Below are 19,770 nucleotides of genomic sequence, written 5' to 3'. Positions count from 1 at the left end.
GTTTCCCCCGGCTAGCCGCGCCAGACATTGAGTTTTTATTCTGAAAAACCACATACCCAGCGGGATAGGCATGGTCCGGCCTAGAGACAACAAGCGGCATGCCATAAAAAGCAGCATAAAAAACGGAATAACATACTGATTATATAGTCAAATACACCAAAACCGCCTTAACCCTAAAAAATCACGGCTTATCTCAGGCCCAGGGGGCGGATCTGTGGCACTTTTCCGCTAAAAAGCGCCGCTTCGGGTCAATCTCAAAATAAAATAATTAACAAAATTAGCACATTGGTACTACATGGTCTGTGCCATAATCCGCCGGTTTAGTTCGTTCAAAGGGATTTGAACACCGGGTCCGCCCCGGCCGCAACTCAGCTCGGGGCGATAAAATAACAATATAAAATGAGTCATATCAATAATGAACAAATCTACCCTAAGCCTCGCGCTTGTGCTCGCAGGCCTGGCTTTCAATGCCAATGCCGAGCTGCAGATCAGCGAAGTCCTCTACGATGCCCCCAACAATGACAGCACCGAAGAGTTCGTCGAATTATTCAATGCCGGCTGTGACAGCCTGGACTTGAGCCAGTACCAGCTGAGTGACAATGGTGGCAGCTACCAGCTCAGCGGTTCGCTGGCTCCCGGCGCCTATGTCAGCGTGGCCGCCGACCGGGCGGGCTTCAACGCCCTGTTTGGCCAGGATCCGGATCTCTATCCCATGTCGCTCAGCCTGGGCAACTCCGGCGACTTTGTGCGCCTGAACAAGGGCAGTGAAATTGTGGATCTGGTCGCCTGGGAAGGCGGCATCAGCGGCTGGAGCCTGAATGCCCGCGACCTCGCGCTGGTACGCACCAACAGCGTGAATACCCAATCCGAAGCCGATTGGACGGTAGCGACCAATGCCGGCACCCCGGGCTCTGGCCCATTGAACGTCGACTGCGGCACAGATCCCGTGGATCCCGTCGAGCCCGAAGACAATCTCCTGGGCCAGGGGCAAGTCAGGAGCGACTTGAGCGCAGCCACCGGCCAGACGCTGAAATTTGTTGCCGACATTCCCGCCAATGCCAGCCAACTCAGCTTCAAGATGAGCGGCGGTAGCGGCGATGCCGATCTCTATGTGCGCTTCGCCCAGGAACCCAGCAGCAGTCTCTACGACTGTGCACCTTATCTGTCAGGCAACAACGAAGAATGCGCCATCACTCCGGCCAGCGAAGGGCGCTACTTTGTGAATATCACCGCCTACCAAGGCTTTAGCGGTGTCAGTCTGGTGGCCGATTACACAGTAGCGGACTCGGGTGGCGGTTCTACCGGCGGGGGGACGGGCGGAGGAACGGGCAACCCGGATGGCTACGCCTTCGACACCTATTATGCCAACGCCATAGGCAAGACGGGGGCGGCGCTGAAAACCAGCCTCAATCTCATCATAGGCAATCACACCCGCTTCAGTTACAGCCAGGTCTGGGACGGGTTGAATTATGCCGATGAAGACCCGGCCAACGGCAACAATGTGATCTTGCTCTACACAGGCCGCTCGGAACCCAAGACCAATCGCGCCGGCATGAGCAACTCGCTCGACGCATGGAACCGGGAGCATGTCTGGGCCAAGAGTCATGGCTTCCCCGACAGCAGCCAGTATGCCTACACGGATCTGCATCACCTGCGTCCCGCCGACGTGACTGTCAACAGCAGCCGCGGCAACAAAGACTTTGCCCTCGGCGGCACCGCATTGAGCGAAGCGCCGGCCAACAAGACGGATGCCGACAGCTTCGAGCCGGCCGACATGGTCAAGGGCGATGTGGCGCGCATGGTGTTCTACATGGATGTGCGTTATCAGGGTGGCGACAACAGCGGCACCCCGGATCTGAGCGTCACCCATGGGGTCACATCCGCAGGTGAACCTTTGCTTGGCGATCTCTGTACCTTGCTCGGCTGGCACATCCAGGATCCCGTCAGCGATTGGGAACGTCGCCGCAATAACAGGGTGTACGAGTGGCAACACAACCGTAACCCCTTCATAGATAATCCCCAATGGGCCGAGACGCTCTACTCGAGCTCGTGTAACTAACCCACTGCAATATCAGCCCGGCTTGGACAGCGGGCTATTTCTCTCCTGAACACTCCATATCCTGGCATGAGGCCCCATAGGCCCGAGCCAAAGTCAGACCAGAGCCAAAGTTGGGCCCGAGCCGTGAGTATTTTTCAGCCAAGCCGGCATTCCCCCAAAAATAGCCATGGCATCCAAGAACAGCGCAATCATCCTGAAATTTGCCCCTGGCGTTAGACAAAAAACATTAACGACATAAAAAATACACACAAGTTCAACATTGGCATTGACATACTGGCTACATAAAGTGGATAAGTATCCCCCGGCATCATTCGTCTGACATGGAACCCGGATTGGGTTCCGGCTAAATCAATCACCAGAATTGATACAGAGAACGGCTGATGTGCAGGACTCCTGATGAACATGAAATGGAAGCAGTATTATGAACATAAAAACGACAACAAGATTTCAACCTCATGCATTGACCTTAGCCATTAGCCTGGCACTGACGGGGACCAGCCTGAGCCTGCAGGCCGAAGAAGCCCAGCCGGCAGCAGACGCCAAGGTAGAGAAGATTGCCGTACTCGGCACCCGGGTTTCCAACCGCACCGCCACCGAGTCGGCGGTACCGGTCGACATCATCTCGGCCGAGAGCCTGAACCGCGGCGGCTTCAACGAACTTGGTCAGAGCCTGCAGGCCACAGTACCTTCTTTCAACTTCAGCCGTACCCAGGTTTCCGACGGCTCGGATCTCTTCCGCCCCGCGACCCTTCGCGGCCTGCAGCCGGATCAGACCTTGGTGTTGATCAACGGCAAACGCCGTCATAACCAGGCCATCTTCGGCCTCAACGGCACCGTAGGTGCCGGAGCCGCCGGCACAGACATGAACGCCATTCCCATGATCGCCCTCAAAGATGTGCAGGTACTGCGTGACGGCGCCGCCGCCCAGTATGGCTCAGACGCCATCGCCGGGGTGATCAACCTGTCACTCAAGGACAGCACGGACGAGACCTCGGGCTTCATTCAAGGCGGTGGCACGGGTGAAGGCGATGGCGACACCTTTTCCCTCGGCCTCAACACAGGGTTCGATATCGGCGATGATGGCGGCTTCATCAACCTGTCGATGGAATACCGCGATGCCGACGGGACCAACCGCGCCCAGCGCGACATAGGCGGATCATCGACCACCCCTCCAGGGACACTGTCGGATGAGGTGCGCTGGGGACAAGGCAACGCCGAATCCAAATTCAAGTCCGTGTTCTACAATGCCATGTTGCCGGTCGGCGACTATGAGCTCTATTCCTTCGGCGGCTATTCCAACCGCACCGCCCTGGGTAATGGTTTCTTCCGTAACTTCGATGAAGCGGCCAAGAACGTGCAGCAGCTCTATCCCGACGGCTTCCTGCCGAGGATCTTCAACGAAGCCCAGGACACCTCATTCGCCGCCGGTCTGCGTGGCGACATCAGCGACGATTGGCAATTCGATCTGTCCGGTGTCTACGGCCAGAACAAGTACGACTTCGACTCACGCAATAGCATCAACGCCTCCTACGCGGCGGAATACCTGTTCAATAACCCGGATGCCACGGATGCCGATATCCTGGCCAACGTGGGTCCTACCTCGGGTTATTCCGGCGGTTTCCGTTTCGATCAGACCACACTCAACGCCGATGTCTCAGGCCTGGTGGAACTGGGTCGCAACGAGCCTCTGTATGTGTCCTTCGGCGCCGAATATCGCAAGGAAAACTATGAAATCGTCGCCGGTGAGCAAGCCTCCTACGCTTGCGGCCTGAGCAACGCCGACAGCGCCTTCCCCTCGGTGATAGATCCCAACGTCTATGCAGGTTGCGGCTTCCAGGCCTATCCAGGCCTGAGACCGGATGCGGCCGGCAGCGCGGATCGCCATAGCTACGCCTTCTACCTGGATCTGGAAACCCAGTTGACGGATGACTGGATGGTCGGCACCGCGGTGCGTTTCGAAGACTTCTCGGATGCAGGCAACGACCTGGTCGGCAAGCTGTCGTCCCGCTTTCAGGTGACGGATGATTTCGCCCTGCGCGGCGCCATCTCCAGCGGTTTCCGTGCGCCTTCACTGCAACAGAGCGCTTACACTGCCTATACCACCAACCTCAACGATGACGGCACCCTGTCGCCTTCCTTCACCGCCACCGCGGGTTCACCCTTCCCGTCGGCGCTGGGGGTAGACAGCCTCAAGCTCGAGAGCTCGGAGAACTACAGCCTGGGCTTCGTGTTCAACGCCACGGATGATATCTCTGTCACCCTGGATGCCTACAGAGTGAAGATCAAAGACAGGATCACCCTCGGCAGCCTGTTGTCAGCCGAGGACGTAGCCTTCAGTCCGGAGGCCGTTGCCGCCTTGCAGGCGACCGGCGCGGATCAGGCCAACTACTTCTCCAACTCGGTCAACTCGACCACCCAAGGGGTAGATCTGATCGTCACCTATGGCACGGAAGTGTACGACGGTGACTTCCATGCCACCCTGGCCGGTAACCTGAACAAAACCGAGATCGACAGCGTCAACGCACCCGAGGGGATCCCCGAGAACGTCGCCCTAGATAACGAACAGCGCAGCTTCCTGACCGATGGTCAGCCCAAGCAACGTGCCACCCTGACCTTAGACTACAGCAAGAATGACTGGCGTGGTCTGGTACGGGCCAACTACTTCGGCGAGACCAACGTGACCTACTTCGGTCATGAACACATAGGCCTGCCGCAAGAGTTATCCCCCACAGGCTCGTTCCGTGACACCAGTGTGGTCGAGGCCGCGGTGCTGGTCGACGTCGCCCTGGAATACCAATTCTCGGATTCACTCGGCTTCTCCGTCGGCATCAACAACATCTTCGATGTCACCCCGGACGAGCTGGGCGAGGACGAAGTGTTGGACTTCATCAGTAACAAGGCGTTCAAGTACCCGGTACGCGCCCTGCCCTACGGTTTCGATGGCATGACCTACAGCGCCAAGATGACCTTCAGCTTCTAAGCCTGAGTCATCAGGCCAATAAAAATGCCAGGTTCGCCTGGCATTTTTTATGTCCGAAAAACAACCCATGCTAACAAGTCAAATCTTCCAACTGGAGCGGCATTTCAGAACTGAGACTGGGAGTGCAGCCAGACCAGCTTGGGCAGGCCATTGAGATCCAGCATGTCGCCATGGGTGGCAATCGCCATCGCCTTGGGCTTATGTTGTGGCACTTGGTTCATGGCCTCGACCAGCCCCCGCTGGGCATCAGGCTCGCCATGCACCAGGACCACGGGCGGCGTACCCTCGAAGTGGCGATACCAATGCAACAGCTCGGCCTGATCCGCATGGGCCGACAGGCCACCTATGGTGTGTATGCTGGCGGCCACCTTGACACTGTTGCCATGGATAGTGAGCTCGCCGACCCCATCGACCAATGCCCGCCCCGGGGTGCCGATCGCCTGATAACCACAGATGATGATGTCACACTCGCTGCGCCAGAGGTTATGCTCCAGGTGGCTGCGGATGCGGCCACCGTTACACATGCCGCTGCCGGCTATGATGATCAGCCCCTGGTGGATCTGGTTAAGCTCAATCGACTCCTCCGTGGTCTGGGTAAACTCCACATTCGACAAGAGTGGGTGCTGGCCCGGGTGCTGACGGGTGAAACGCTTGAAGTCCTCATCCATCAAGGGATAGTTGTCGACATAGACCCGGGTCGCCTCGATCGCCATCGGGCTGTCGAGGCAAATTCTCCACCGCGACAGATTCCAGTCCTTGGCATAGAGGTGAAATAGGTATAACAGCTCCTGCGCCCGGCCGACGGAGAAGGCCGGCAACAGAATATTGCCGTGGCTCTCGGCGACCGCCTTGGCGAAGATGGCTTTCAACTCTTCCAGGGTGTTATCCCAGGTGCGGTGCAATCTGTTGCCATAGGTGCTTTCCATCAACACCATGTCGGCACTGGCCACCAGGGTGGGATCTTTGAGGATCGGCATGCCGGCACGGCCCAGGTCGCCACTGAATACAAGCTTCTTCTGCGCCTCGCCTTCACCCAGCCACAGCTCGAGTATCGACGACCCCAGGATATGACCCGCATCGGACAGGCAGACATCCACATGGGGCATCACCCGGGTCACACTGCCGTATTCCAGTGGAATGAATTGTGCCACCGCCTGATCTACATCTTCCTCGGTAAACAGGGGCTCGACCGGCGGCAGATTCTGCTTCGCCAAACGCTTGCTCAGGCGCTCGGCGTCGCGGCGCTGCAGCATGGCAGCGTCTTTGAGCATGATGGCACAGAGCTCGGCCGTCGCCTTGTGGGTGTAGATGGGGCCGGTGAAACCTGACTTCACCAGCAGGGGCAAGCGGCCCGAGTGATCTATGTGGGCATGGCTGAGCACTACCGCGAAGATGGCCTTGGGATCGAACTCGAAGGGCTCGCGGTTACGCAACTCATCGGCCCTGCCGCCCTGGATCAAGCCGCAATCCAACAGCACTTGCTCCTTGCCGACCGTCAGCAAATGACAGGAACCCGTCACTTCCTCGGTCGCCCCTAAAAACTGCAATGTCATGCGCATGCATTCGCCTCCGGCATAGGTTCTCAGTCCCCTCACGGGTTAAGAATAGACCATGGCATCATTTTTAGAAGCCGTGCCGGCGAAAGCTTAGCCCGGGATCACAGACCTGCGTGGCAGCCGGAGTGAGATCACACTGGTCACCACCAACAGGCCGCAGGAAATCCACAGGCAGGCCGTCATGCCCCACACCTGAAACACCCAACCCGACAACAGGGTGCCTAACAGGCGCCCCATGGCATTGGCCATATAATAGAAGCCGACATCCAGGGAGACCCCCTCATCGCTGGCATAACTGACGATGAGGTAACTGTGCAAGGAGGAGTTGATGGCGAACAGGGCACCGAACAGCAACAAGCCGCCCAATAGGCTGGGCATGGGCGCCAGGCCGAGCGTCAGGGCGATCAGCGCCGGCACCAGGGCCAACAGGCTCACCCAAAACCAGGCGGCCCTGCCATCGGGGGCCGCAGCCCTGCCCGTCATCCTGGGCGCCAGGGCCTGCACCACACCATAGGCGATCACCCAGAGGGCGAGGAAACCACCGACCGCCCAGTGGTCCCAGCCGAAGCTGTCGGCGAGATACACGGGCAAGGCCACCACGAACCAGACATCACGGGCGGCGAACAGGCAGAGACGCGCGGCGGACAGTATGTTGACACTCCGGCTCTTGGAGAATATCTCACTGAACTTGGGTTTGTTTTTTGCCTTGCCCAGGGTTTGTTTCAGCATGACCAGGCTGAACAACCACACCAGACTCAAGACCAGTGCCATGGAAGCTATGGCGCCTTCGAACCCCAGCAGCGCCAGCAGGGCGCCACCGAGAAAGAAACCCACACCCTTGAGGGCATTCTTGGATCCCGTCAGCAAGGCGACCCACTGGTATAGCTTGCCCTCGGCGCCCTTGGGCACCAGGAGTTTTATCGCGCTCTTGGCGCTCAATTTGTTGAGATCTTTGGCGATCCCCGACAGCGCCTGCGCCGCCATCACCCAGGGCACCCCGGCCAGCAGCTGTGGCAGACTGGCCGCGGGTACCAGCAACATGCCCAGGGCGACGATCTGCAGCGCCAGCCCCAGGTTCATGGTGCGGTTAAGCCCCAGCCTGGCCCCCAGCCACCCCCCGAGCAGGTTAGTCACCACCCCGAAGATCTCATAGAAGAGGAATAGCATGGCGATCGCCAGCGGGCTGTAGCCCAGCGCATGAAAGTGCAACACCACCAGCATCCGCAGGGCGCCGTCGGTGAGGGTGAAACTCCAGTAATTGGCGGTGATCAGCAGATACTGACGCACGGCCAAGGGCAAACGGGCAAGCGCGGCCAACATGCTATGACTCCAAAGTGACGTTTCTATCCTGACTCTGCCTTGGCGCTATCTGGCCCCTGTCTCGGGTTGGGCCAGATCCAGGCGCCCGACCATCAACGCCAACTCGGCGACCCGATTGGCGTAGCCCCACTCATTGTCGTACCAGACATACAACTTGAGCTGGGTGCCGTTGATCACCATGGTCGACTGGGCATCTATGATGCAGGAACGGGGATCTGTCTTGTAATCCACAGACACCAGCGGCCGCTCCTCGTAGCCCAGGATGCCGGCGAGCGCATTCTCGGCGGCGTCCTTGAGCAGGGCATTCACCTCCGCCTCGGTGACGGGACGCTCGAGCTCGAACACACAATCGGTCAGCGAGGCATTGGCCAGCGGCACCCGCACCGCATGGCCGTTGAGCTTACCCTCGAGCTCGGGGAAGATATGGGTGATGGCGGTGGCGCTGCCCGTGGTGGTGGGGATCAGGCTCTGGCCACAGGCACGGGCACGGCGCAGATCCTTATGGGGCGCGTCCAGTATGGTCTGGGTATTGGTGATGTCATGAATCGTCGTCATGGAGCCATGGCGTATGCCCAGCTGCTCGTGGATCACCTTGACCACAGGTGCCAGGCAGTTGGTGGTGCAGGAGGCGGCCGTGACTATCGGGTGGTGCGCCGCATCATACAACTGCTGGTTCACCCCCATGACGACGTTGAGCACCCCCTCTTCCTTCACGGGTGCCGTCACCAGCACCCGCTTAACGCCTTGATCCAGGTAGGCTTGCAGCAACGCCTTGGTCTTCATCACCCCCGAGGCCTCGATCACCAGATCGCAGGCGGACCAGTCTGTGTCTGCTATCGCCCCGTTGCGGCTGCATTGCAGTCGTTGCCGGCCGATCACCATGCTCTCGCCCTCGGCCAGCGCCTCATGCTGCCAGCGGCCATGGACTGAGTCGAAGTTGAGCAGATGCGCCAGGGTCGCCGCGTCGCCGGCGGGATCGTTGATTTGCACAAATTCGACCTCATCCCAATCCCAGGCGGCACGCAGCGCCAACCTGCCCATGCGGCCGAAGCCGTTGATCCCTATCTTGATGCTCATCTGCTTCTCTCCGTTATGCTGAAAACGTTCAGCTGCGCTTTAGTCCCGGCTCTCGCTTCAGGGTGCCGGTTGCTTGGTATTCGTTGCCTGGTCAGAGCCTGGCACTCAGCAACAGCTCATTACCCGCTCCGGCCTGCTGCCCATTTGGCATAGTCGTTGTAGGTCAGGCTGGATATAGGGGCCATTGCTGACACTCAGCTCCAGCAACACGGCCCGGCACCAGGGGGCCAAGTCAGGGTTAATCCGATAGAAGACCCATTGCCCCTGCCGCCTGTCCTGCAGCAGAGCGCACTGTTTCAACTGCGCCAGGTGACGGGATACCTTGGGCTGGCTCTCGGCCAACGCCGAGGTCAGCTCGCATACACACAGCTCCCCCTGCAGCTGCAGCAGCATGAGGCTGCGCAAACGGGTATCGTCGGCTAAACACTTGAAAAACTGGGTCGGTACCATTGAACTTCCGCCTTCATGCATGTTCTGTTGCAGCCTCAGAGTCGCCGGCCTGCCTTCGGCTAAGACATATGAAAATTCATATATCTTAGCCATGAAACAGGAGCATATATGAAAAATCGTATATATCAATGGTTATGGAAAAATTCAGCCGCGAAATTGCGCCACTCACTCTACTTATCAATCGCCAGCTTAGCCGTCAGCCACCGATAAAGCGCCAGCATCCGGGCGCCACCTTTGCCAGCCTGTTCCGGACTCTAGTGCGCAGGCCTGCGCACTAGAGTCCCAATCCAATCTAACCCAATCTAATCTAAACCAAGGCATTCACATTCGGGTGGCAGTCACCCGAGCCAGAATTGATTTCAGCACTAATATAAATTCCGAATTTATTCCCCCGATAGCCGACAACAACACCCGGGGCCGCCGGCCGTTTCATGGGGCCAGCCATGAGGTGTTTTTGATATCCAATATACGAAAATTTATTCAACATGAGTATCAACTAAAATAACCAACTGAAAATAAATGATAAAACATAAAATTCACATCATTAACTTAGCCTCATGCTTGACTCGGCACTTGATTAATGTGTCTAAAACCCGAATAATACAGTTCGAACACTAATTATTTGAGCAAAAATCAAATTGATTAGGCTTTATCCGGAGCCAACTGCCGATAAAGGTTCAGACGTCCACCACAAGGACCATCACTGAAAGGGAAACTATTATGAAAGCACGCAATTCAAAGGAGCCAGACAGTAGTCTGTCGACCCTGAACCATTATCTCACCGCAAAATTACAGTCCCTGGTCCAATTCACCTGCTTCTGGCTGCTGTTATCCAGCTACATCTTCCCCCTCTGTAAACAAAAACTAACTCAAACCCTGACGGGCATCAAAGAGCACTAATATGGAATACTCAAGTTATATCTCGCTGGCCCTGTATTTTGCGGTCATGCTGGCGATTGGCCTTTTCGCCTACCGCAACTCCACCGACGATCTTTCGGGCTACATACTGGGTGGCCGTAAGGTCAGCCCCCAGGTCACGGCATTGTCTGCCGGCGCCTCGGATATGAGTGGCTGGATGCTGATGGGCCTGCCAGGCGCCATGTTTGTGATAGGTTTCGATACCCTATGGATAGCACTCGGCCTGCTGCTGGGCGCCTGGTTCAACTATGTGTTGGTGGCGCCCAGGCTCAGGGTCTATACCCAGGAAGCCGACGATGCCCTGACATTGCCGGACTTCTTCGGCAAGCGCTTCGGCCTGCAAAAGAGCTCGGTGCGCATCATCTCGGCATTGGTGATCATCCTCTTCTTCACCCTCTACACCTCCGCCGGCCTGGTCGCAGGGGGCAAACTGTTCGAGTCGGCATTCGGAATGAACTATTACCTGGGCCTGATGATTACCGTCTCTGTGGTGGTGGCCTACACCTTGCTCGGGGGGTTCCTGGCGGTCAGCATGACCGACTTCGTCCAGGGTTGTATCATGTTCATCGCCCTGGTTCTGGTGCCCCTGGTGGCCTACCAGCAGTTCAGTGGCACGGCCGAAGTGCTCAGCCTGGCCGGCGACAGCATAGCGCCATTTTCCGAGTCGCTGCATAACATGACACTCATAGGCATAGTCTCCAGCATGGCATGGGGCCTGGGTTACTTCGGCCAGCCGCACATCATAGTGCGCTTCATGGCGATCCGCTCGGTACGCGACATCAAGACCGCCAGGACCATAGGCATGAGCTGGATGACGGTCACCATACTGGGTGCCTTGGCGACAGGTTTGATCGGCGTCGCCTATGTGAACAAGTTCCACCCTGGACTGACGGACCCAGAGACCATCTTCATCCTCTTCGCCGAGATCTTATTCCATCCCCTAGTCAGTGGCTTCCTGCTGGCAGCGATCCTGGCGGCGATCATGAGCACCATCTCATCGCAGCTGCTGGTGTCATCCAGTTCGCTGACCGAAGACATCTACCGTAGCTACGCCAAGAAAGACATCTCACAGGCGCAGCTGGTGAGGCTGGGACGCTACTGTGTCTTCGCCGTCGCCCTGGTCGCTTCCCTGTTGGCATTGGACAGATCCAACAGCATCCTGTCCCTGGTCAGCAATGCCTGGGCAGGCTTCGGTGCCGCCTTCGGTCCCCTGGTACTCTTCAGCCTGTTCTGGTCCAGGATGACACATTCGGGGGCCATCGCCGGCATACTGACGGGCGCCATCACCGTCCTGTTATGGATCTTTGTCCCCGTCCTCCCGGACGGTCAGACACTGAGCAGCCTGCTGTATGAAATAGTGCCTGGCTTCATCGCCAGCTCACTGGCCATAGTCCTGGTGAGCCATTTCGGCAAGGCGCCTTCCGCTTCGGTGCAAGCCACCTTCTTCGCCGCCCAGGACAAGTTAGCCCTCATGCTGCAAGCCGATGAGCCGCCAGTGAAGCAAACGGCCTAACAGTGGTTCCTGGATACCCCGGTGGCATGAGCTGCGCCGGGCGTATCCGAGCCACCCACCCAAATCACCACCACTTAGCCATGACCTCACCACAACATGACCATAAAAACAGCGGCACGAGACTGCCGTAGCCAAGAGCCGAAGGCAACGCTCAGCGTGCCTGAACAAAATTGAAAAGGCATAACCCAATGAAATTACCGACATGGAAACGCCTGGTATTGAAAGTAGGCAGCGCCCTGATTGCCCCAGAGCGACAAGGCTGCAGCTCGCGCTACCTGCTGACCCTGGCCCAGTTCATTGTCCGCTGCCGGGCACAGGGCACTCAGGTGATCTTGGTCTCCTCCGGTTCGATCGCCGCCGGTGCCCACAGATTTCCCGAAATCCCGCCGGCCACGACGCCCAGCGCCAGAGTCGCGCTGAAGAAAGCCATGGCCGCCGCGGGCCAAACCGAGATGATGGCCGCCTGGGATAAGTTATTCGACTTCCCCTCGGCGCAAATCCTGTTGACCCACGGCGATCTGCGCGACCGTGAGCGCTACGAGAGCATCAGGGAAACCATCTTTACCCTGCTGGAACACGAGATACTCCCCATCATCAACGAGAACGATACGGTCACCACGGATGCCCTGAAGGTGGGCGACAACGATAATCTGTCCGCCATGGTGGCCGCCGCTGCCGATGCCGACACCCTGATCATCTGTTCGGACATAGATGGCCTGTATGACAAGAATCCGCACCTTCATGCCGATGCCAGGCTGCAACCCGAGGTGAAACGTATCACCCAGGCCATCTACGACATGGCGGGAGGCAGCCACAGCGATGTCGGCACCGGTGGCATGCGCACCAAGATAGAGGCCGCCGAGAAAGCCGTCAGCCATGGCATAGACACTTATATCATCAATGGCTTCAATGAGAGTGCCTTCAGCGCCCTGCTCGTGGGGGGTAACCCTGGCACTTTATTCCACGCGGATGAGCGACCGATGCAGGAACTGCAGCACTGGATGACCCACACGGCATCCGAGCAGGGCGAGGTGATAGTGCAGACAGTGCCAGGGCAGACACTCGATGAACATTGCGCCCGGCTGAGCTGCAACAAGGTATTGGAAGTGAGGGGCGAATTCGCCGCCGGTGACACCATCCTGGTGCGCAGCAAGGATGGCACCCGCCTGGCGAAGGCCAGGGCCAACTATGGCAGCAGCCTGCTGATCTTCATCACCGAACACGACGACCCCGAACTCACCAGCAATCTCACCGATGCCCAGGGGTCCATCATCTCGGAGCAGGACATAGCCCTGCTCGAGCACAGATAACAGCACAGAATTGGGGAACCAAGATGAGTTTAATCACAAGACTAGCGAGCAAGGCGGCCACCGCCGCCCGTCAACTGGCCCTGCTGGATAGCGCCAGGAAAGACCAGGTGCTGCGGACCATGGCCATGGAGCTGAGAAACAATCGCGCCGCCATACTGGCGGCCAATGCCCAGGATCTGGCCCAGGCGGAATCCCAGGGGCTGTCGGCTGCCATGCAGGACAGACTGCTGCTCACCCCGGAGCGCATCGAAGCCATGGCCGCCGGCATAGAGACCATAGTCTCACTTGCCGATCCCGTCGGCGCGCGCCGCGAGTTAACGAGCAGGCCCAACGGCATACGCATAGGCAAGATGCGCATCCCCCTGGGCGTGGTCTGCATGATCTATGAGGCTCGGCCCAATGTCACCGCCGACGCCGCCGCCCTGTGTTTCAAGTCGGGCAATGGCGTCATACTGCGCGGCGGCAAGGAAGCCCTCAACTCCAGCCTGGCGATCGCCAAGGTATTGCATGGCGCGCTGATCGAATTCGGCCTGCCCGAGGCGCTGATAAGCGTGGTGCCGGATCCCGACCGCGCCCTGATGCTGGAACTGCTACAGCAGCGTCAATACCTGGATCTGGTGATCCCCCGTGGCGGCGAGGGGCTGATTAATTTCGTCACAGACAACAGCAAGATCCCCGTGATCCAGCACTTCAAGGGCGTGTGTCACTTATACGTGGACGCCGAGGCGAGCCTGCAACAGGCGCTGCAACTCTTGCTCAACGGCAAGACCCAACGCACCGGCGTCTGTAATGCCCTCGAAGGCCTGCTGGTGCATGCAGCCATTGCCGCCGACTTCCTGCCCTTGGCGGCCGCCGCACTGGCCGAGAAAGGCGTTAAAGTTCATGCCTGCAAGCAGTCGGCCCACTATTTCGAGGATGCCGACATACTCGCGGATGACGGCTTCGGCCAGGAGTATCTGGCACTGGAAATTGCCGTCAGGCAGGTGGCGGATCTCGACGGCGCCTTGGCGCACATACAGCAATTCGGCAGCCATCATACCGAAGTGATCTGCACCCAGGATGTCGCCGCGGCCGAACGCTTTCAGCTCAGCGTCGATGCCTCAGTGGTCATGGTCAATGCCTCGTCGCGCTTCTCCGATGGCAGCGAGCTGGGCCTGGGCGCCGAAATCGGCATAGCCACCTCCAAGCTGCATGCCTATGGCCCCATGGGACTTGAGTCGCTGACCACGGAAAAATACCTGGTCAACGGCGAGGGCCAGGTGCGCGCCTGAGCCTGGCTTAGCCTGGCCCCTGTGAGGCAGATGCGGCAGGCTGCCAACAACATTGCAATTAACCTGGCAATTAGCATGGTAAATCCCGCCGATAAAGGTAAAATAGCGCAACTTTGTCGGCGGTTAAGCATCAGACTCACTCGGTATCATGGTCTATCTCTGCAACTCATTTTCAGGCAAACTTTCGGGCATGCGGCCACAGTCGACATACGGCTGCGGCGCCTCGCCTGTAAATCCTGACACCGGAGCCTTAAAGACGGACACAGCCCCTTCGATACCCAGCCACAGCAACCGACATCACAGCTTTTTCAGTAACATCCCATTGAGCGACAATAAATATCCGATGCCATCGAGCATCAGCTCATCTACCTTTATCCCTACATCTTATATCCAGAGGAATACTCGTCATGAGTCTTGCTGATTCCGTATTAGCCGTTAACAACGATTTACCGATCCGCACCGCAGGCCCGGTCCACAGCGGCAAGGTCCGCAGCGTCTACTGGCTGACCGAGGCCGACAGCCGCCGTCTGATCCGCGACAAGGGCTATGACGTCCCCGAAGATACCCCGCTGGCCATCATGGTGATAAGCGATCGCATCTCGGCCTTCGACTGCATCTTCCACGGTGAAGGCGATCTGCAGGGCATTCCCGGCAAGGGCGCGGCGCTGAACGCCATCTCCAACCATTGGTTCAAGCTGTTCAAGGACAATGGTCTGGCCGACAGCCATATTCTGGATATCCCCCACCCCTTCGTGTGGATAGTGCAGAAGGCCCGTCCCATCAAGGTAGAAGCCATCTGCCGTCAGTACATCACGGGCTCCATGTGGCGCGCCTACGCCAAGGGCGAGCGCGTCTTCTGCGGCATCACCCTGCCCGAAGGCCTGGAGAAAGATCAGCAATTGCCCGAGCTTTTGATCACCCCATCCACCAAGGGCATCTTGACCGGTATCCCAGGCGTGCCTGCCCAGGATGACGTCAACATCAGCCGCGCCGACATAGAAGCCAACTATCAGGCCTTCGGCTTCGAGAAGCCGGAGGATATCGACCTGTACGAGAAGCTGCTCAAGGAGGGTTTCAGGGTGATCTCAGCTGCGCTGGCAAAACTTGATCAGGTATTCGTCGATACCAAGTTCGAGTTCGGCTATGTCACAGACAAGCAGGGCAACGCCAAGCTGATCTACATGGATGAAGTCGGCACCCCTGACTCGTCGCGCATCTGGGACGGCGCCGCCTACCGTGAAGGCAAGATAGTGGAGAACTCCAAGGAAGGCTTCCGCCAGTTCCTGCTGCAGCACTTCCCGGATCCTGACGTGCTGCTGAACAAGGACAGGATGAGCGAGCGTGAAGCCCTGGCCCGCGACAACGCCCTGCCGCTGGACGCCATGATGGCCGTGTCGCGCACCTACACGGGTGTCGCCGAGAAAGTCACAGGCAACCCCATTCCGCTGCCCGCCAACCCCAAGGCCGATATCATCAAGATCTTACGCGATGAGTACGATCTGATTATGTAATCTGTGATTACATTGGATAAACCAAAGGCGCTTATGGCGCCTTTGTTGTTTGCCGACACTATCAGAATCTGTTGCTCATGATGCAATGACACGCTCGGCGAATATTTGCGTTACTCACTGAGTCGCAAGTTTCTGTAAGTGTGATATGCAACTCATCATCTAGTGTGCGCTGCGTCTCTTCCAGTTAGTGGTCAAGAATAACGACAGTAACAGGATAGGAGTGCAACCGTTCTGATGGCGCTGGCGTTCCAGCGCGACTGGAATCTATCTCAAATCTACGCCTGTCCAGGCACTTTCCTTGTCTGAATTGACAGCTGTGCAGTCAAAACTGTCAAAGCCGGTATATTTTTCTTTCAAGAAAAAAGCCTACAAAACCCAGTCCAAAGAGGAAAACTCCGATAGACTCCAGCCATGAGTTAATTGGTCTCGGAATTTGGTATTCCTTCTCTAAACTGTAGAGCCGCTTTCCGGAACCAGAGACTTCCGTAAACTCAGATCCCTTGAACTGGAGGAGCAATATTCTTTTCAGACTCTTTCGTCGCTCCATTTCCAGGCCCCTTTCGCGCATGATGTCTCTGTCATTACCATCTAAGAGCCGTCTCCAGCTATCAAAGATATTATCTGGCTCTCCCTCAAGAACAATACCTTGAGACCAGTATTCGAATTGAGTCTCGTTAAATATTTTTTTACTGAACCCTGCATAAAAGACAGTCACACCTAAAACGATCATGATGCTACAAATGTACAGAAACACCCTCTGGCTATGAACCCTATGCCTTTGTTTCGCTTTATACCAACCTTCTATGTCGGCGATCTGCAAAAGCTTTTGTTGATTACCATTCATACTTATAGCTTCCATAAAATCATGAAGGCTTATCTCCAATGCGCTGAGCAGTGCTCTGAAAATCTCGTTGGAAGGCACGGATTTATCGTTCTCTAACTTGGATAAATAGGACTGCTCAATCCCGATAGCTTCCGCCAACTCAGGTTGGCTCAGTTTCTTTTCAACCCTTAGCTCTCTAATTTTTTCACCTAGTGATATCATAGTTTATTCCTTTCTGTAAATTTGACCTGCATGATTCTGTTTGCGGGTTAATTCTTATCTATTCCTGTTGGAATCTATAGATGAATATGGGGTTATAACCTGTAATAGTGCCAAAAAGTCAGATGCTGAACTAGTTTTAGACAGCCTTTTTATCCCAGCACTCTCATAATGCTGATAACAGTCACTCAGGAAAGCGAGTCGCAGCCGGTTAGCCGCCAATCACCTTCCGTGGGTAGCGTGCTGGATGCACCAATGCCGTGATCGCATGGCCTGTTTAGTTCCTGACAAAACTGGCATTTCCTCCATCCATGGCAGTCAGGTGCGAAGGAGAAGGAACAAGCTTTCGCACTGTTGCATCGCAAGCAGCTTAAAGTTGTGAATACAGAGATGCTTTCCCTAGCCGGCCCTTGACCTCAAAAGCGATACGCGTTCGCGGAAGGCTTAGCGAGGTAAAAAAACAGTTTACACAACAGTGTCTTGTGATAATCTGGTCTGCATTGGACGAGCGTACATATGCACTATTAACATGTTAGCCGAATCATCAGAATAAGGAGATTGAAGATTATGCTAGAAGGTATCCTAAGTTTTTTAGCTATTTTTTTTCCCGCTGGACTCATAGAATCAATGCAAGCATCTAAAGCATTAACCGTGATGTTTTTTGTAGGGACAATTTTTTTAGTCTCTTTGCTATATTTTTTATGTAAAATGGCAAATATATAATAGAGCATCAAACCAGCAAGGCATTCAGACAAACAAAACAGTCCGTTGCTCTCACTCCAAACAGCATTATAACCAAACATCTTCAGCCACCTTATGTGGCTTTACATTTATCATTAGTTAAAGGATTACTATGAAAAAAGCGATCATAATTACATTACTCATACTTGTAATGAACCCAGGTTACGTACATGCTAAAGCTGGACTCTTGTCATTTGGCGGCGAAGAAATAGTCGAAGTAGTAAAGCTTCCAAATGATGAAAGGTTTCAAATACCTGAAGGTCAATATGTTGATATTGGTTATATCTACAAATCAGTAGCAGTCTTATTTGTTCCCATATGGAATTATGACGGTAGGCTTGTAGGAATCACTGGTCAGGAAGACACGTATTTAAACCTTTCCCCTGAAGAAATCACAGACATTGTCTCGGAAGCAGGTATGAAGCTTCCCGAAAAGCCTTATTTGGATTTTTGGCATCGTATTGGCGGTAAAATTGTATTTTTGATAGCCTTATTGGCTTTTGGATTTAACGCCATGAATAAAATTAAGAAAAAAGCATCTTTCTTAAGTTCCTTACCTACAGGCCGAGAACGATTGAGAGATATTTTAACTAGCAGTCAAGAATTTACTGAACTTGATCCTGCAACTTTGAACATCGAAGGCAAAACTGACGTTGAGGGATTGTATTTCATCGGGGTTAAAAACTATTTCAACTCCTTTATATCAGTATCTGTTTTTGACATGAATAAAGTGTCGGTAGAACAAATACAGTCCAATAATGACGATCTTTTTGAGCGATTACTCGTATTGAGGAAGATGGTTTCATCAAAAGCTCGCTCATCAATTCATTACATATATTTTACTTTCGATAAATCACCGAACAACGATGATATCGCATTATTAAAAAGTCTTAAGAAGCGAAAGATCAGGAATGCTACGAATGTCATACCAGGCATCATTGATTTTGAAAAAATGGAAATTGATACGGCTGCAAGTACAGTTCCATCTAAAAAAATACTAGAAAACTGCTTTATACAAGCAAAACAAGAAGAGTTACTGGTTACAGAAGCGAAAATGTAACGAGCCATTCAAGATGCTTCCTCAGCGACAGCGCCGGGTTCTGTGCCGGCCTGGTTGGCATCAGTCTCGCACGCATCACCGCAAATCCGGGCCGGCTTCATCGGCATTGTACCGGAGAGCTTACTAAAAACACTTAAAATTTAAATGTAATTAGCTTGTTGCCACTGTGACAGGCTAATTATATTAGTTATATTGAATTAATGGGTGACGAGATGTTAGTATATGGGAAAGATATATTCATAAGAAAAAACATCATCACTTTTAAATATAAAGTTATTACTGGCGAGTTATCCTGCGTGAGTAATGAAAAAATATTATTTAAGAAATTCCTTTGGTTTCCTTACAAAAAATTCAACATTGAAATATTTCAAGAAGAATATAACTTAAAAACCATCTTATTTCCAATAAACAAAATCTCACTCTATCAAGGTGAAAATGTTATTTGTGCTGACTTATTCCCAAAATTGAAAAGGTATACATTAATATCGTTTACTTTAAGCACCATTAAGAAAATTGCGGTTATGTTAGCACTCATATTTAGCTAGGTGTCAGGTTCCCGATGATTAATAGGAGTGTTTGGACATACATGGTCACCTCGGGTTTAACCCTGGAGATAGCCGCAGGCAAGTCGGTGGCCATTGTCGGCGCATCCGGTTGCGGCAAAACCACGCTGGTGAAACTCATGCTGAGGCTATTGACGAGGGAGTTCGCAGGTTTTATGTACGCGACCCTTTCGGAAAACTGGTCAACGTACTTCAGCATGAGTAAGCATCAAATGCGCTCCGTTTCGGCAACCCTTTACGGGGAGGTAGAGAGAGCTTACGGGTCTCAAAGGCAGGGCATCCGCATGAGTGTGCATTAATTGGCCATAGAGGCAAAACCGGCTAATAACACGCGTTCCAGAAAGTCGGTTTTCATCATGCAGCGTTTCTGCTTCATCGGCACGCTGATCTTGGTTGTTT

General features: G+C 54.8%; 14 protein-coding genes and 1 pseudogene. 9 read left to right on the top strand and 6 right to left on the bottom strand.

Annotation, left to right across the window (positions count from 1 at the left end; genetic code table 11):
* Positions 1-412: 412 nt before the first annotated feature.
* Positions 413-2,059: an endonuclease gene (locus HC757_RS16885; RefSeq protein WP_169565603.1), complete on the top strand. Its 1,647-nt coding sequence runs from the start codon at positions 413-415 to the stop codon at positions 2,057-2,059.
* A 421-nt stretch (positions 2,060-2,480) separates the two neighbouring features.
* Positions 2,481-5,039, top strand: coding sequence for a TonB-dependent receptor plug domain-containing protein (locus HC757_RS16880; RefSeq protein ID WP_169565564.1), 2,559 nt, complete (start codon positions 2,481-2,483; stop codon positions 5,037-5,039).
* A gap of 104 nt (positions 5,040-5,143) precedes the next feature.
* On the opposite strand, the gene HC757_RS16875 is transcribed toward HC757_RS16880, so the two are convergent.
* The 4 genes from HC757_RS16875 to HC757_RS16860 all read right to left on the bottom strand — a co-directional run bounded on the left by HC757_RS16875 (position 5,144) and on the right by HC757_RS16860 (position 9,442).
* Positions 5,144-6,598, bottom strand: coding sequence for an MBL fold metallo-hydrolase RNA specificity domain-containing protein (locus HC757_RS16875; protein ID WP_169565563.1), 1,455 nt, complete (start codon positions 6,596-6,598; stop codon positions 5,144-5,146).
* An 87-nt stretch (positions 6,599-6,685) separates the two neighbouring features.
* Positions 6,686-7,915, bottom strand: coding sequence for an organoarsenical effux MFS transporter ArsJ (gene arsJ, locus HC757_RS16870; RefSeq protein WP_169565562.1), 1,230 nt, complete (start codon positions 7,913-7,915; stop codon positions 6,686-6,688).
* 45 nt (positions 7,916-7,960) lie between these two features.
* Positions 7,961-8,992 (bottom strand): ArsJ-associated glyceraldehyde-3-phosphate dehydrogenase, encoded by a 1,032-nt coding sequence (locus HC757_RS16865; protein WP_169565561.1) that lies wholly within the window; start codon positions 8,990-8,992, stop codon positions 7,961-7,963.
* A gap of 105 nt (positions 8,993-9,097) precedes the next feature.
* Positions 9,098-9,442 carry a metalloregulator ArsR/SmtB family transcription factor gene (locus HC757_RS16860; protein WP_169565560.1) on the bottom strand — a complete coding sequence of 115 codons (345 nt, stop codon included), beginning with the start codon at positions 9,440-9,442 and terminating at the stop codon, positions 9,098-9,100.
* Between the two features lie 720 nt (positions 9,443-10,162).
* Here HC757_RS16860 and HC757_RS16855 point away from each other — a divergent pair.
* The 5 genes from HC757_RS16855 (at position 10,163) to HC757_RS16835 (ending at position 15,965) form a co-directional block, all read left to right on the top strand.
* Positions 10,163-10,342: a hypothetical protein gene (locus HC757_RS16855; protein ID WP_169565559.1), complete on the top strand. Its 180-nt coding sequence runs from the start codon at positions 10,163-10,165 to the stop codon at positions 10,340-10,342.
* Position 10,343: 1 nt separating this feature from the next.
* Entirely contained in the window at positions 10,344-11,873 is a 1,530-nt protein-coding gene (gene putP, locus HC757_RS16850; protein ID WP_169565558.1) for a sodium/proline symporter PutP, read from the top strand.
* A gap of 188 nt (positions 11,874-12,061) precedes the next feature.
* On the top strand, positions 12,062-13,183 hold the full coding sequence (gene proB / locus HC757_RS16845) for a glutamate 5-kinase (protein ID WP_169565557.1): 1,122 nt from the start codon (positions 12,062-12,064) through the stop codon (positions 13,181-13,183).
* 23 nt (positions 13,184-13,206) lie between these two features.
* Positions 13,207-14,454: a glutamate-5-semialdehyde dehydrogenase gene (locus tag HC757_RS16840; protein WP_169565556.1), complete on the top strand. Its 1,248-nt coding sequence runs from the start codon at positions 13,207-13,209 to the stop codon at positions 14,452-14,454.
* A gap of 407 nt (positions 14,455-14,861) precedes the next feature.
* Entirely contained in the window at positions 14,862-15,965 is a 1,104-nt protein-coding gene (locus tag HC757_RS16835) for a phosphoribosylaminoimidazolesuccinocarboxamide synthase (RefSeq protein ID WP_169565555.1), read from the top strand.
* A 331-nt stretch (positions 15,966-16,296) separates the two neighbouring features.
* Here HC757_RS16835 and HC757_RS16830 read toward each other — a convergent pair whose 3' ends face one another.
* Both HC757_RS16830 and HC757_RS16825 read right to left on the bottom strand, forming a co-directional pair.
* Positions 16,297-17,010, bottom strand: coding sequence for a helix-turn-helix domain-containing protein (locus tag HC757_RS16830; protein WP_211164471.1), 714 nt, complete (start codon positions 17,008-17,010; stop codon positions 16,297-16,299).
* A gap of 521 nt (positions 17,011-17,531) precedes the next feature.
* Positions 17,532-17,810, bottom strand: coding sequence for a hypothetical protein (locus HC757_RS16825; RefSeq protein WP_169565554.1), 279 nt, complete (start codon positions 17,808-17,810; stop codon positions 17,532-17,534).
* 50 nt (positions 17,811-17,860) lie between these two features.
* Between HC757_RS16825 and HC757_RS16820 the strand changes: the two genes are divergently transcribed.
* Both HC757_RS16820 and HC757_RS19210 read left to right on the top strand, forming a co-directional pair.
* Positions 17,861-18,808, top strand: coding sequence for a hypothetical protein (locus HC757_RS16820; protein ID WP_169565553.1), 948 nt, complete (start codon positions 17,861-17,863; stop codon positions 18,806-18,808).
* A gap of 607 nt (positions 18,809-19,415) precedes the next feature.
* A pseudogene (locus HC757_RS19210) lies at positions 19,416-19,505 on the top strand (ATP-binding cassette domain-containing protein); the annotation flags it as partial.
* Between the last annotated feature and the right edge of the window lie 265 nt (positions 19,506-19,770).

The sequence above is a fragment of the Shewanella salipaludis genome (genome assembly GCF_012911865.1).
In the GTDB taxonomy this organism is placed as follows: Bacteria; Pseudomonadota; Gammaproteobacteria; order Enterobacterales; family Shewanellaceae; genus Shewanella; species Shewanella salipaludis.
This window is presented reverse-complemented; position numbering and strand designations above follow the sequence as displayed.